The organism is Halorubellus litoreus, from assembly GCF_037081675.1.
GTDB classification, from domain to species: Archaea; Halobacteriota; Halobacteria; order Halobacteriales; family Natrialbaceae; genus Halorubellus; species Halorubellus litoreus.
Genome location: NZ_JAZAQL010000002.1, coordinates 485,564 through 499,242, shown reverse-complemented (window position 1 = coordinate 499,242; position 13,679 = coordinate 485,564). Strand labels below are relative to the sequence as shown.

The 13,679-nt window shown below is 67.1% G+C and carries 10 protein-coding genes; 4 read left to right on the top strand and 6 right to left on the bottom strand.

All coding sequences use genetic code 11. The annotated features are described in order from the left end of the window. Positions 1-6: 6 nt before the first annotated feature. Positions 7-2,493: a DNA gyrase subunit A gene (gene gyrA / locus VYJ16_RS09740; protein WP_336350110.1), complete on the bottom strand. Its 2,487-nt coding sequence runs from the start codon at positions 2,491-2,493 to the stop codon at positions 7-9. Beyond that, the gene (gyrB, locus tag VYJ16_RS09735; protein ID WP_336350109.1) at positions 2,490-4,415 is read right to left on the bottom strand and encodes a DNA topoisomerase (ATP-hydrolyzing) subunit B; all 1,926 of its coding nucleotides are present in this window, start codon (positions 4,413-4,415) and stop codon (positions 2,490-2,492) included. Before gyrB ends, gyrA begins: the two co-directional genes overlap by 4 nt. 379 nt (positions 4,416-4,794) lie before the next feature. On the opposite strand from gyrB, the gene VYJ16_RS09730 reads away from it, so the two are divergent. Genes VYJ16_RS09730 through VYJ16_RS09720 form a run of 3 tightly spaced genes read left to right on the top strand, consistent with a single transcriptional unit; the run spans position 4,795 to position 9,123 of the window. Further along, positions 4,795-7,245, top strand: a complete 2,451-nt coding sequence (locus VYJ16_RS09730; protein WP_336351107.1) for a DNA topoisomerase VI subunit B — start codon at positions 4,795-4,797, stop codon at positions 7,243-7,245. Positions 7,246-7,247: 2 nt separating this feature from the next. Further along, positions 7,248-8,345, top strand: coding sequence for a DNA topoisomerase IV subunit A (locus VYJ16_RS09725; protein ID WP_336350108.1), 1,098 nt, complete (start codon positions 7,248-7,250; stop codon positions 8,343-8,345). Between the two features lie 52 nt (positions 8,346-8,397). Further along, positions 8,398-9,123: a hypothetical protein gene (locus VYJ16_RS09720; RefSeq protein ID WP_336350107.1), complete on the top strand. Its 726-nt coding sequence runs from the start codon at positions 8,398-8,400 to the stop codon at positions 9,121-9,123. A 49-nt stretch (positions 9,124-9,172) separates the two neighbouring features. Here the strand turns inward: VYJ16_RS09720 and VYJ16_RS09715 are convergent, their stop codons facing one another. The 4 genes from VYJ16_RS09715 to ligA all read right to left on the bottom strand — a co-directional run bounded on the left by VYJ16_RS09715 (position 9,173) and on the right by ligA (position 13,389). After that, on the bottom strand, positions 9,173-10,006 hold the full coding sequence (locus VYJ16_RS09715) for a DUF5694 domain-containing protein (RefSeq protein ID WP_336350106.1): 834 nt from the start codon (positions 10,004-10,006) through the stop codon (positions 9,173-9,175). A gap of 159 nt (positions 10,007-10,165) precedes the next feature. Next, on the bottom strand, positions 10,166-10,915 hold the full coding sequence (locus VYJ16_RS09710; RefSeq protein WP_336350105.1) for an MBL fold metallo-hydrolase: 750 nt from the start codon (positions 10,913-10,915) through the stop codon (positions 10,166-10,168). A gap of 81 nt (positions 10,916-10,996) precedes the next feature. Continuing rightward, a complete protein-coding gene (locus VYJ16_RS09705; RefSeq protein WP_336350104.1) occupies positions 10,997-11,458 on the bottom strand; it encodes a hypothetical protein in 462 nt (153 codons plus the stop codon). A 110-nt stretch (positions 11,459-11,568) separates the two neighbouring features. Further along, positions 11,569-13,389 (bottom strand): ATP-dependent DNA ligase LigA, encoded by a 1,821-nt coding sequence (gene ligA / locus VYJ16_RS09700; RefSeq protein ID WP_336350103.1) that lies wholly within the window; start codon positions 13,387-13,389, stop codon positions 11,569-11,571. Between the two features lie 83 nt (positions 13,390-13,472). Here ligA and VYJ16_RS09695 point away from each other — a divergent pair, with 83 nt between their 5' ends. Beyond that, positions 13,473-13,619: a hypothetical protein gene (locus VYJ16_RS09695; protein WP_227131317.1), complete on the top strand. Its 147-nt coding sequence runs from the start codon at positions 13,473-13,475 to the stop codon at positions 13,617-13,619. The last annotated feature ends 60 nt before the right edge of the window (positions 13,620-13,679 follow it).

The following is a 13,679-nucleotide window of genomic DNA, read 5'->3' as shown; positions in this document are numbered from 1 at the left end:
GGTCGGTCAGTCGTCTGCAGCGTCCACGGCGTCGGCCGCACCGGTCGCGGCCGGGAGGACGTCGACGCTCGCGACGTTGTCGCCGTCGTCGAGGTCCATGATGGTGACGCCCATCGTGTTCCGACCGACGAGGCTCACGTCGCTCGCGTGCGTTATCATGATCTGGCCCTGGTCGCTCATCACGACCAGGTCGTCGTCGTCTTCGACCGCCTTCACGCTCGTCACGCGACCGTTCCGGTCGTTCGTCTTGATGTCGATGAGGCCCTTCCCGTACCGGCCCTGCTGGCGGTAGTTCGCGAGTCGCGTGCGCTTCCCGTACCCGTTCTCCGTGACGGTCAGGAGGCTCTTGTCGTCCTCGTGGTCGGTCGCGACCAGGCCCGCGACCTTGTCGTCGTCCTCGAGGTCGATGCCGCGCACGCCGCGGGCGTTCCGACCCATCGTCCGCACCTCCTGCTCGTCGAACCGGATCGTCATCCCGCCCTCGGTCGCGATGACGAGGTCCTTCGACCCGTCCGTGACCTCCACGTCGACGAGCGCGTCGTCCTCGTCGAGGTCCGCGGCGATGATACCCGTCGAGAGGATGTTCGAGAAGTCCTCGCCCGTCGTGCGCTTGCAGTACCCGTTCCGCGTGACCATCGTCACGCACTCGTCGTCCTCGAACTCGTCCGTCGTCACGACGGCGGTGATCTCCTCGCCGTCGTCGAGCTTCAGGAGGTTCACCGCGGACTTCCCACGTGCGGTGCGGGAGACCTCCGGAATCTCGTAGGTCTTGAGGCGGTAGACCTGACCGTGGTTGGTGAACGCGAGCACGTAATCGTGCGTGTTCGCCCGGAACACCTTCGACACGCGGTCGCCCTCCTTGACGTCCGCGCCGATGATGCCCTTCCCGCCGCGGTTCTGCGCGTCGAACTGGTCGACGGGCATCCGCTTGACGTAGTCGTCCTCCGTGACGACCACGACGACCTCCTCCTCCGGGATGAGGTCCTCGTGCGTGACCGTCCCGGTGTCCTCGACGAAGCTCGTCCGCCGGTCGTCGTCGTACTCGTCCTTTACCTCGCGGAGCTCGTCGGTGATGACCTCGAGGAGCTTCTCCTCGCTCCCCAGGACGGATTCGAGGTACTCGATGGTCTCCATCACGCCCTCGTACTCGTCCTCGATCTCGGCGCGCTCCATCGACGTGAGCGACCCGAGCTGCATCCGGACGATGTGCTCGGCCTGCGCTTCACTGAAGTCGTAGGCCTCCCGGAGGTTCGCCTTCGCGCTGTCGCGGTCCTCGCTGTCCTGGATGCGGTCGACGACGTCGTCCACGTTCTCCAGGGCCTTCAGGCGGCCTTCGAGGATGTGCGCGCGGTCCTCGGCCTCGTCGAGCTCGAACTGCGAGCGCCGCGTCACGACCTCCTTGCGGTGCTCGACGTAGTGCTCGAGCGTCTCCTTGAGCGTCAATACCTGCGGTTGGCCGTCGACGAGCGCGAGGTTGATGACGCCGAACGTCTTCTCGAGGTGATGCTCGAGGAGCTTGTTCTCGACGACGTCCGCGTTCGCGCCGCGCTTCAGTTCGATGACGACCCGGACGCCGTTCCGGTCGGACTCGTCGCGGAGGTCCGTGATGCCCTCGAGCTTCCCGTCGTTGACGTCGTTCGCGATGCGCTCGACCATCCGCGCCTTGTTCTCCTGGAACGGCAGCTCGGTGACGATGATGCGCTCCCGGCCGTTCTGCCACTCCTCGACCTCGTACTCCGCGCGAACGCGAAGACGGCCGCGGCCGGTCGCGTACGCCTTCCGGACCGCGTTCTTCCCGACGATGTTCGCACCCGTCGGGAAGTCCGGGCCCTTCACGTGCTCCACGAGGTCCGACACGTCCGCGTCGGGGTTCTCGATGAGCTCGATCGTCGCGTCGATGACCTCACCGAGATTATGGGGTGGGATCTTCGTCGACATCCCGACCGCGATACCCGTACTCCCGTTCACGAGGAGGTTCGGGTACGCCGACGGCAGCACGCTCGGCTCCGTCAGGCGGTCGTCGTAGTTCGACGAGAAGTCCACGGTGTCCTTCTCGATGTCCTCGAGGAGCTCCTCGCTGATCGGCGCCATCCGCGCCTCCGTGTACCGCATCGCCGCCGCCGGGTCGCCGTCCATCGACCCGAAGTTCCCCTGACCGTCGACGAGCGGATACCGCATCGAGAAGTCCTGGGCCATCCCCACCAGGGTGTCGTAGATCGCCTGGTCGCCGTGGGGGTGATAGTCACCCATCGTCTCCCCGACGATGCTCGAACTCTTCCGGTGCGAGGAGCGGCTGGAGACGCCCATCTCGTGCATCGCGTACAGGATGCGCCTGTGAACGGGCTTCAGGCCGTCGCGGACGTCCGGGAGCGCGCGGCCCGCGATGACGCTCATCGCGTAGTCGATGTAGCTCTGCTCCATCTCGTCCTCGATGCGGACGTGCTTCACGCGGTCCGCACCGATGTCGGGGTCGTCTGCTGGTTCGGAACTCATATGTCCACCCACTCCGCCTCGGTCGCGTGGTCCTTGATGAACTGCTTGCGCGGCCCGACCGCGTCACCCATCAGCACCGAGAACATCTTGTCCGCCGCCGCCGCGTCCTCGATCGTGATCTGCTTCAGCACGCGGTTCTCGGGGTTCATCGTCGTCTCCCAGAGCTGCTTGGGGTTCATCTCGCCGAGGCCCTTGAACCGCTGGACCTGCGTCGGGTTCCCGTTACACTTCTCCTCGACGACCTGCTCGCGCTCCGCTTCGGTCATCACGTCGTACGTGTTCCCGTTGTACCGGATGCGGTACAGCGGCGGCTGCGCCGCGTACACGTAGCCCGCTTCGACGAGCGGCCGCATGTAGCGATAGAACAGCGTCAGGAGCAGCGTCCGGATGTGCGCGCCGTCGACGTCGGCGTCGCACATGAAGATGATCTTCTCGTAACGCACGTCGTCCGCGTCGAACTCGTCGCCGACGCCCGTCCCGAGCGCCGTGATCATGTTCCTGATCTCCTCGTTCTCGAGCACGCGATCCAGCCGGTGCTTCTCGACGTTCAGGATCTTCCCACCCAGTGGGAGGATGGCCTGGAACTCGGGGTTCCGGCCCTGCTTCGCGCTCCCGCCCGCGGAGTCGCCCTCCACGATGAACAACTCGGCTTCCTTCGGGTCCTTCGTCTGGCAGTCCGCGAGCTTCCCGGGGAGACTCGTCGAATCGAGCGCGCTCTTCCGGCGCGTGAGCTCCTCGGCCTTCTTCGCGGCCTTCCGCGCCTTCGCCGCCTCCACGGCCTTCCGGACGATCTGCTTCGCGCTGTCGGGATGCTCCTCGAAGTACGTGTCGAGGTTCTCGTGCATCGCCGATTCGACGACGCCGCGAACCTCGCCGTTACCTAACTTGGTCTTCGTCTGCCCCTCGAACTGCGGGTCCGGGTGCTTGATCGAGATCACGGCAGTCAGGCCCTCGCGGATGTCCTCGCCCTTGAGGTTCTCGTCGAGGTCCTTCAGCATCCCCTGGTCGGTCGCGTAGTCGTTCACGACCCGCGTCAGCGCCGTCTTGAACCCCGTCAGGTGCGTCCCGCCCTCGCGCGTGTTGATGTTGTTCGCGAACGCGTGGATCGAGCCCTGGAGTTCGTCGGTCGCCTGCATCGCGACCTCGACCTGGATGACGCCGTCGTCGACGGCCTCCTCGTCGTCGAAGTAGATGACGTCCTCGTGCAAGGGGGTCTTCGTCTCGTTGAGGTACTCGACGAACTCGCGGATGCCGCCCTCGTACTCGAAGGACTGGTACTTGTCGCTGCGTTCGTCGTCGAGCGTGATGGCGACGCCCGAGTTCAGGAACGCGAGCTCGCGCAGGCGGTTCGCGAGCGTGGAGAACTTGTACTCGGTCTCGTCGAAGATGTCCGTGTCGGGCCAGAACTGGATGCTCGTCCCGTTCTCCTCGCCCGGCTCCATGTCGCGGACGCGCTCCATGTCGCCCTGCGGTTCACCGCGCTCGAACGCGTGGCGCCAGACCGCGCCCTCGCGTTTCACCTCGACCTCGAGACGCTGTGCGAGCGCGTTCACGACGCTCACGCCGACGCCGTGCAGGCCACCGGAGACCTGGTAGGACTTGTTGTCGAACTTCCCGCCCGCGTGGAGGACGGTCATGATGACCTCCAGCGCCGGCCGGTCGTACTCGGCGTGCGTGTCCACGGGGATGCCGCGGCCGTCGTCGCTGACGGTCACGGACCCGTCCTCGTGGATGGTCACGTCGATGGAGTCGCAGTAACCGGCGAGGGCCTCGTCGATGGAGTTGTCCACCACCTCGTACACCAGGTGGTGTAGCCCCCGAGAATCTGTAGAACCGATGTACATCGCCGGACGCTTGCGGACGGCCTCCAGGCCCTCGAGGACCTGGATCTGTCCGGCGCTGTAGTCACTTTCTTCGGACATGTAATACCTGGTCAGGCATAGACGATACCTACTGATAAAGGTACCGTGTGCGCGCTCGCCCACGCGCGTGAACCGCCCCGAAAAGCGTGCGCAGGGAGTCGATTCGTAATGGTGCCCTCCGTTGGCGATTCTGGGTCGCGTTCGGGGGTCGCCAGCGGCCGAATCGACCACCTGGAAACCAGTCAGGAATGGGACGATTACGTGCGGAGTCCGTCGGGCGAACGACGACGGCCCGACGCCAGACGCGAGGCTGGGGGCCTCACCCCCCGGCGGCGAGTCACTCGTCGCGTCCGCGCTCGGCCCGCTGCCGTCCGGCGTTTCACTTTCACTCGGGTAGGGAACGGCTTTTAATCCCGCGGGAGGTATGAGGCCGTACAGAATGACCTCGTTCCAGTCGACACTCGGCGAGGACGAGGGGATGGCCGCCGAGCTGGCTGAGAACCAGCGCGCCATCTCCATCGCCGAGTTCTTCGAGAAGAACAAGCAGATGCTCGGGTTCAACTCGGGCGCCCGAGCGCTCGTCACAGCCGTCAAGGAGGCGGTGGACAACGCGCTCGACGCGACCGAGGAAGCCGGGCACCTCCCCGACATCTACGTCGAGATCGAGGAGGCCGGTGACTACTACAAGCTCGTCGTCGAGGACAACGGCCCCGGTATCACGAAGGAGCAGATACCGAAGATCTTCGGGAAACTCCTGTACGGGAGCCGCTTCCACGCTCGCGAACAGTCTCGCGGCCAGCAGGGTATCGGTATCTCCGCGGCCGTCCTCTATTCGCAGTTGACGTCGGGGAAGCCGGCGAAGGTGACGAGTCGCACGCAGGGCAGCGACACCGCCCAGTACTTCGAGCTCGTCATCGACACGGACACGAACGAGCCGGAGATCCGCGACGAGTCCGAGACGTCGTGGGACCGCCCGCACGGGACGCGTATCGAACTGGAGATGGAGGGGAACATGCGCGCTCGCCAGCAGCTCCACGACTACGTGAAGCACACGGCGGTCGTGAACCCGCACGCTCGCCTGGAGCTGAAGGAGCCCCAGGAGCACTTCAAGTTCGAGCGGGCGACGGACGAGCTCCCGGAGGAGACCGAGGAGATCAAGCCGCATCCCCACGGCGTCGAGTTGGGGAACGTCCTGAAGATGCTGGACGCGACGAACTCCCAGACGGTGTCGGGGTTCCTGCAGACGGAGTTCACGCGCGTCGGGAAGAAGACCGCGGACAAGGTCATCGACGCGTTCCGCGACCGGCACTTCGGGCGGGAGATGGCGTGGACGCCGCCGGCGAGTCACGAGGACGGCGACGTCGCTCGCGCGGTGTCGTCGGCGGTGTCGAACAAGGGCGCGGACGCGACGGCGGCGTTCGCGGACGCGGTCGCCGACCGCGTGCAGGAGATGGACCGCGTCGCGCACCAGCACGTCCGACGGTTCGTCGACGAGGAGGCCGAAGCGGTCGAGGACGAGTACGGGAAGAACTTCGGCGAGACGGTGCGCGAGAACGCTGTGGACGCGGCGTGGCGCGCCATCACCGGCTTCGACGCGAACGAACCCGACCAGTCCGCGAGCGAGCACCTCATCGCCGACGCGTACGCGCTGGCGGACGAGGCGACGTCGAAGCGCAAGGACGACGAGACGGTGCGGGCGTTCGCCGAGCGCCTCGCAGAGAAGTTCGTGCCGGACCCGGAGGACGCGGACGCGTGGCGCGGGCGGTTCACGCGCGACGCGGTCCGCGAGTTCGTCGACCGGTCCGCGGACATGACCGAGGAGCGTGAGGACGCGACGTTCGGCGACACCGCTCGCGAGAACGTCACGACTGCGTTCTGGCGCGTGATGCGGACGGTGCCGGACGACGCACCGCTCGTGAGCGACCTCGTCGGCGACCGCGACGCCGTCAGTCGACTCGTGCACGGGATGCGGGAGACGGACATCATCGCACCGCCGACGTCGTGCCTGTCGCCCATCGGCGCGGACAAGGTCGAAGCGGGGCTGCGGAAGGAGTACGACGCGGAGTTCTACGCGTCGTCGTCGCGCGACGCGGACGTGCACGCTGGCGACCCGTTCATCGCGGAGGCCGGCATCGCGTACGGTGGCGACATCGAAGCCGAAGGGCAGGCGGACCTCCTGCGGTTCGCGAACCGCGTGCCGCTCGTCTACAAGCGCGGCGGGTGCGCCATCACGCAAACGATCAAGGGCATCGGGTGGCGGAACTACAACCTCGACCAGCCCGGCGGGAGCGGCATCCCGAACGGCCCGGTCGTGATCATGGTGCACGTCGCGTCGACGAACGTGCCGTTCACGAGCGAGTCGAAGGACGCGGTCGCGAGCGTCGAGGCCATCGAGGACGAGATCGAGCTCGCGGTCCGCGAGGCCGCCCGCGAACTGAAGTCCTATCTCAAGAAGCAGCAGTCGATGCGGAAGCGCCAGAAGAAGCAGAACGTCCTCGCGGACATCCTTCCGGTGATGGCGAAGAAGGTCGCGGACGTGACGGGGCGACCGGACCCGGACATCGGTGACGCTTTGGCGCGCATCATGAACAACGTCCTCGTTGAGCGCGAGGTGAGCGAGGGCGACGGCGAGCAGACGGTGACGGTGGTGGTCGAGAATCACTCCGACCGGTCGGAGTCGCCGGACGTGACGGACATCGTCGACCGCGAGCCGCGTGACGTGAGCGACGGTGCGAACGTCGTCGAGATGGACGGCGAGTGGTTCGTGAAGTGGACGCCGGACGTCCCGGCGGGCGAGGAGGCCCGCCTGACGTACACGGTCGAGACGGACGCGACCCTGGACCTGTCGGTCTCTGAGGTCGAGGGCCCGAAGCTGACGGTGAGTGACTGACAATGAGCGATACACAGGATTCGAACGCGGAGGCCCGACAGAAGCTCGTGGACCTGGCGGCGGAGTTCTACGACCAGTTCGAGCGCGGCGACATCCCGGAGATGACGTTGCCGACGCGGACGAAGAGCAACATCGTCTTCGACGAGGACAAGCACGTGTGGGTGTACGGCGACCGGACGTCGACGCGGTCGGCGAACTCGGTGCGTGGTGCCCGCAAGCTCCTGAAGGCGGCGTACACGATCGAGTTCCTCGCGCGCCAGCTCGAGGAGGACCGCTCGTCGACGCTGCGTGAACTGTACTACCTCTCTGAGTCGTGGGACAACGAGGAGGCGCAGTTCAACGGGCAGGACGAGTCGAACAAGCTCGTGGAGGACCTCGAGATCGTGAGCGACGTGAAGCGGGAGGACTTCCACATGCGTCCCGAGGAGTCCGGGGCGACGCTCATCGGGCCGCTGGAGTTGCGCGAGCAGACGCGTCGCGGCGAGCGCGTCATCCACTGCCAGAAGGACGTCGGCGAGGGCGGCTACCAGATCCCGAACAACCCGGACACGATCGAGTTCCTCGACCACGACATCGACTTCGTGATGTGCGTGGAGACCGGTGGGATGCGCGACCGACTCGTGGAGAACGGGTTCGATACGGAGTACAACTGCATGGTCGTGCACCTCAAAGGGCAGCCGGCGCGGGCGACGCGGCGCATCACGAAGCGCCTGCACGACGAACTCGGGCTGCCGGTGATGGTGTTCACTGACGGCGACCCGTGGTCGTACCGCATCTTCGGGTCGGTGTCCTATGGCTCTATCAAGTCCGCGCACCTCTCGGAGTACCTGGCGACGCCGGAGGCGCAGTTCGTGGGTATCCGTCCGGAGGACATCGTCGAGTACGACCTGCCGACGGACCCGCTCGGTGATTCGGACGTGAACGCGCTGGAGAGCGAGCTGGAGGACCCGCGGTTCCAGGACGAGTTCTGGACCGAGCAGATCGAGCTCCAGCTCGACATCGGGAAGAAGGCGGAGCAGCAGGCCTTGGCGGCGCGCGGGCTGGACTTCGTGACGGAGACGTATCTCCCGGAGCGCCTCGACGAGATGGGCGTCATCTGACGCCAAGCCAACACATACGTAGTATTATCTTTTCTGGCGTCGTCTAGCTGGCATGAAGGCCAGGTTCGTCCTCGTCGTCGCACTGCTCGTCCTCACCGCAGGCTGCCTCAGCGGCGGCGGTGGCGCCCCCGAATCCGACGGGAGCAGTGGCGACGGCGCCGATGACGGCGGGTCCGGTGACGGCGCGGGAGACGGTGGCGATGGCGGCGATTCGAGCGACGGCGACGCACCGGATAGCTCAGACGGCGGTGACGCGGTCTCCGGGGAATGGGAGCCGTTCGCGTTCGACACGCCCGCTCGCTACGAGTACGACGTGTTCATGGAGGACGACGGCGAGGGCACCATCGTCTGGGACGTCGAATCCGTCGACGACGGCGAGTACACCGTCACCCTCATCTACGAGATGGGCGACGAGCGCTACGAGACGACCGCCACCGGCACGAAGGACACCGTCGCCCAGCAGTTCTTCACGAACCCCGGCGGCATCGTCCTCGTGACGACGATGTCCCAGCCCGCCGTCTGGTACGAGGGCCGCGACCTCTCCACGGGCACGAAGTGGTCGTACTCCACCCCGCAGGGCTCCGCGAGCTTCGCCGTCACCGGCACCGACACCATCGCCGGCGTCGACTGCTGGACGAGCGAGATGAAGATCAACGACTCGGTGTTCCACGAAGCGTGCTTCTCGCCCGACCTCGGCCTCGCACCCTACGCCGCGTACTACGGCGAAGACGGCACCCTCGAGATGTCGCTCACCCTCGTCTCATACGAGGAGAACTGATAACGCCCCAACACTGCCATCCGAGGGTCCGATGGAGAGCGGCACCTCGTCACGCTTCGAGCACGGACACTGGACTCACGGGGCACGTCCCTGGCATCGTTCCGAGCATGTGCCGGAGCAGGTGGACGTGTGCTTGCCCGACCACGAGGAGAACGCGGTCGAGGTCGTCGTCCGTAGCGGCCCGCCAGATATTCTCTGCCATCCGGAGGTTGCGTTCGTACAACCCCGTCAGGAGCTTCGCCCCCCCGTATCGTTCCTCGAAGCCACCGAACGCGGCGAGGTAGTGGTTCTCGTCGCCCGTGAGCAGTCGTTCCGGCTGATTGAACCAGCGGAGGAAGGACTCGACGGTCCTCGCCTCCCACTCGGGGAGCCAGTCCGCGCGCTCGGGAACGAGCGAGTCGGGGAGCGTCGCAGCACCTCGTTCGACCAGGGACGCGAACGAGTCGTCGTCGAGTTCCTCGTCCACGTGGGCGTCCATCGGCATCAGGTCGTCGACGCAGTGGACGTGCTCGTGGTCGAGGCGGTCCGCGAGTCGGAACCCGACCTGGACGGTCTCGTTCCGGCAGGTGGCGGTCGGGTCGTCGACGTACTTGCGCGCTGGCTCGATGTGCTCCTCGGCGTCGTACGCGCGGTCGCCGCGGCGGTACTCGTCGTACACGCGATCGACGTGCTCGCGGGTGTCGTAGCTTCGCTCGACGGCCACGCCGTCCGGGTTCCAGGCGGTGAGCGTGTCGGCGAGCGCCTCGAACTGTCGCTGCCGAGGGTCGTCGAGGACGTCGTCGATTCGACTCGTCTCCATGTGGATGGTCCCGAGTAGCAGGACCTGTACCTGTCCTGCAGACGGCGTCGGGAACCCGCTCGGGGGACCGTTTTGGGTCGGCATGCCGGCACCGAGAGACGGAGTTCTCTTACGAGTTTCGTGACGGAGGTCGTAGGAACGCGGTGCGAATCGAGAAGCGGACTCGCTCGGATGGACCGAAAAGTCCAGCGTCGACTATCGGGCTAGGCCCGCTTCAGTGCGGCCGCACGCTCCTCCAGTCGATTACGCTTCGTCGAGTGCCACCGTGACGCCGCGGTCTTCGAGGTCGTCGGCGAACGCGCCGGAGTCGGTCTCGAGTGCGGCGAACGTGTTGTAGTGGATGGGGACGACGACCTCGGGATTCATGGCTTCGGCGAGGGCGGCGGCTTCGTGGCGGTCCATGGTGAAGCTCCCGCCGATTGGCGGGCAGAAGACGTCGACGTCCAGTTCGGCGTGGCCGTCGAGGACGTCGCTGTCGCCCGGCCAGCAGACGGTCGTGTCGTCGAGCGTCAGGAGGAACCCGCAGCCGCGTCCTTCGGGGTGGTAGGGGTCGCCGTTGGCGTCGACGTGGCCATCAGGTGTGTTGTACGCGGCGACGGTGCGGAGGATGGCGTCGCCGACCGCGAAGTCCGCTTCGGCGTCGACCCACTTGACGTCGACGTCGAGGTCGACGGGGCGGTCGTCGACGCGGTCGATGTGGTGCGTGTTCACGCCATCGAAGACGACGAGCGTCGCGTCCTCGCCGGCGACTCGGCGGATACCGTCGGGGTCGTAGTGGTGGTCGTGCGTGACGCACACGACGTCCGCGTCCTCCGGCCGGTAGTCCCTCGCTGGTGGGTGCGCGACGCCGGGCGTATCGGGCTCCCACTCGCCGGTGAGGACGCCGTACCGGCCGGGGTCGAAGTAGACGACGGTGTCCTCGTCGGCGTCCGCGACCCGGAGCGTCGCGTACCCGAGCCACTCCACTGTCAGGTCGTCGTGCGTGACGGTCATGCGTGACCGTACTCGAGTGCCGTGGATAGGACTGACGGACGCGGTCGACGCCGAGAAACGCTGTTCGAAAGCCCCGTCGCCTCAGGCGGCGCGGGCGTCGAGTTCCGTCCACGAGATCTCGGTCGCGCCGTCGACGACCTCGACGACGTCGTCGAGGTCCGTGAACGCGACCTCGAACGCGAGTTCGACGACGGCGCCCGCGACGTGCGCGTCAGCGGCCCCATCGGGTCGCGAGTGCTTGAACGCGAACCCGACGTGGCCGTCCATCACGACCTCCAGGTCGCGCGCGTCGACGAACCGCTCGATGCGCTCGCGGACGCCGTCGTCGACGCCCGTGACGTAGTGGACGCCGTCGACGTACTCGTAGCGCGCACTCTCGGTCTCGTGGACGACGACGCGCGAGCAGTCCGCGAGGTCCTCGCGGTCGAGGTGCGCGTCGAACGCTCGCGCCAGTCGGTTCGCGGCTGCACGATGCGGACTACTCCCGTCGCCGACGGCCGCGACCCCCCGGTCGCGTTCGTCGAGTGTCTCCCCCGGAATCATTCCTCTCTGGATAGAGAACCCGATAGCTGGCCACATTACGATTGTGGCCGTTCGGGGCGTGTTGGCACACGCTGACACTGGCGGCGGTCGCCCTCGCGACCCGCGGCCGGTCACTCGCTCGCGAGGCGCTCGACGCGCTCCAAGGAATCGGCGTCGTCGGGCGATTTGTCCTCGCGGACGGCGACGTACCGCGGGAAACGGAGCGCGTACCCCGAGTCGTAGGTCGGCGACGTCTGTATCTCCTCGTAGCCGACCTCGAACACGACCGCGGGCTCGAACCGGACGGTCTGGCCGTCCTCGGTCGCGACGTGCTCGCGCAACCGCTCGGTGAGCGCGTCGAGTTCCGCGTCCGTGATTCCCGTGGCGACCTTCCCGACGGTCGCGTACTCGCTCCCGTCCTCGGCCGCGGTATCGCGCTCGGCGACGTGCACGCCGACCTCGAACGTCCCGAAGACGTTCGCGCGCCGGCCCTCCCCCCACTCCGCGCCGGTGACGACGACGTCGAGCGTCTCCACGTCGGGCTTGCGCTTCAGCCACTCCTGGCCGCGTTTCCCCGCGGAGTACGTCGACTCCGGGTCCTTCAGCATGATCCCCTCGTGCCCCTCGTCGAGCACCTCGACCTCGAACTCGCCGATCTCGTCGGCGTCGGTCGTCACGAACGACTCGGAGACGCCCTCCGAGAGCACCGTCTCGAGTCTCGCCTGTCGCTCGGACAGCGGCGCGTCGAGGAGGTCCTCGCCGTCGTGATGCAGGCAGTCGAACGCACGCAACTCCATCGCGACGGATTCGCGGGCGCGAGCGACGTCGTGCTTCCGTCGGAATCGTTCGAGGACGCGCTGGAACGGGAGCGGGTCGCCGTCGTCGTCGACCGCGAGCGCCTCGCCGTCCAGGATGACCGGGACGTCGACGCGGTCCGCGACGAACTCGACTATCTCGGGGAGCGCGTCCGTGACGTCCTCCATGTTCCGCGAGAACAGCCGCGTCTCACCGCCGGGGTCGTGATGCACCTGGACGCGAGCGCCGTCGTACTTCGTCTCCACGGCGACCGCGTCCCACGCCTCGACCGCGTCCGTGATGGCTCCCGCCTGCGCGAGCATCGCACCCACGGGACGCCCGACCTCGAGGTGGACGTTCCCGAGCCCGTCGCGGCCCGCGTCACGCGCTACCGCCGCCACCCGTCCCGCGTCGTTCGACACCTGGAGCGCGCGCTCGACCGCCGTCACCGCGTCCTCGGGCGGACGCTCGAACGCCTCGGTCTCGTCGTCCTCGACGGCATCCGCGTCCTCGCCGAGCTCAGAGAGCGTCAACTGCGCGCCGTCGTCGTCCTCACCGTCGTCCTCCTCCTCGTTCTTCTCCACGCTCTCGTCGTCAGCGAGGAACGCGGCGGCGATGGCGTCGCGGACGGTGCCGTCGCCGACGCCGATACGCATCTCGCCGAGCACGAGCCGCGCGATGTACCGCGCTTCCGCCGAGCTGGCGCGGTTGAACAGCCCGAAGAGGTGGTCCGCTTTCGCGCCCGCGGACCCGCTCCCGCTCGCCGTGGCGATGGCGACGAACGCCTCGTGGACGTCCGCGACGGAGAGGTCGTCGCCGCCGCCCGCGCCGAACGCGCTCAAGCCCTGCTGGCCGTCGAGGTCGAGGCTCGCGGCGACCGCACCGATTTCGCCGACGTCCGCGAGCCGGTCCTCGACGTCGTCCGCGGTGACGTTCGGCCCCGCAGCACGTGCGAGCGCCTCGTGACACAGCGACGGGCCGACGTCGAGCTTCCGGTCGTCCCACGCCGGGAACGCGCGACCTTGCACGAACCGCGCGAGCGTCTCCAGGTCGTCGTCCGCGGCCGCGAACAGGTCGGCGACCGCCGCGACCACCGCAAGGTCCCCGTCGGTCTCCTCGATGGCGCGAGCCCGGTCTGCGAACGCTGCGAACTCCATTCGACTCGCCCTACCGGCGGCGCCCGCAAAAGCGTCGCGGTCGCGTGGTTGGACTTTTGTCCCCGCGACCGTAACCCGGGCGTATGCGAGACGAAGACGAGATCCGCGAGCAGTACGAGTTCCTCACCGAGCAACTCGAGGACGAGGACATGAATCACGAAGGCGTCAAACAGATGTTCACGTACTACAAGCGCGCCATCGGATGGGTGCTCGAAGAGGAACACATGTAGGCGCCCCCGGTCGGGAACGCACTCGAGAAGCAGGGGAGTCGTCGTGTCGCTCAGAACTGG

Excerpts from the sequence above, each read along its gene's own strand:
- gyrA (WP_336350110.1), bottom strand. The coding sequence starts at position 2,493 with ATGAGTTCCGAACCAGCAGACGACCCCGACATCGGTGCGGACCGCGTG.
- gyrB (WP_336350109.1), bottom strand. The coding sequence starts at position 4,415 with ATGTCCGAAGAAAGTGACTACAGCGCCGGACAGATCCAGGTCCTCGAG.
- VYJ16_RS09730 (WP_336351107.1), top strand. The coding sequence starts at position 4,795 with ATGACCTCGTTCCAGTCGACACTCGGCGAGGACGAGGGGATGGCCGCC.
- VYJ16_RS09725 (WP_336350108.1), top strand. The coding sequence starts at position 7,248 with ATGAGCGATACACAGGATTCGAACGCGGAGGCCCGACAGAAGCTCGTG.
- VYJ16_RS09720 (WP_336350107.1), top strand. The coding sequence starts at position 8,398 with ATGAAGGCCAGGTTCGTCCTCGTCGTCGCACTGCTCGTCCTCACCGCA.
- VYJ16_RS09715 (WP_336350106.1), bottom strand. The coding sequence starts at position 10,006 with ATGCCGACCCAAAACGGTCCCCCGAGCGGGTTCCCGACGCCGTCTGCA.
- VYJ16_RS09710 (WP_336350105.1), bottom strand. The coding sequence starts at position 10,915 with ATGACCGTCACGCACGACGACCTGACAGTGGAGTGGCTCGGGTACGCG.
- VYJ16_RS09705 (WP_336350104.1), bottom strand. The coding sequence starts at position 11,458 with ATGATTCCGGGGGAGACACTCGACGAACGCGACCGGGGGGTCGCGGCC.
- ligA (WP_336350103.1), bottom strand. The coding sequence starts at position 13,389 with ATGGAGTTCGCAGCGTTCGCAGACCGGGCTCGCGCCATCGAGGAGACC.
- VYJ16_RS09695 (WP_227131317.1), top strand. The coding sequence starts at position 13,473 with ATGCGAGACGAAGACGAGATCCGCGAGCAGTACGAGTTCCTCACCGAG.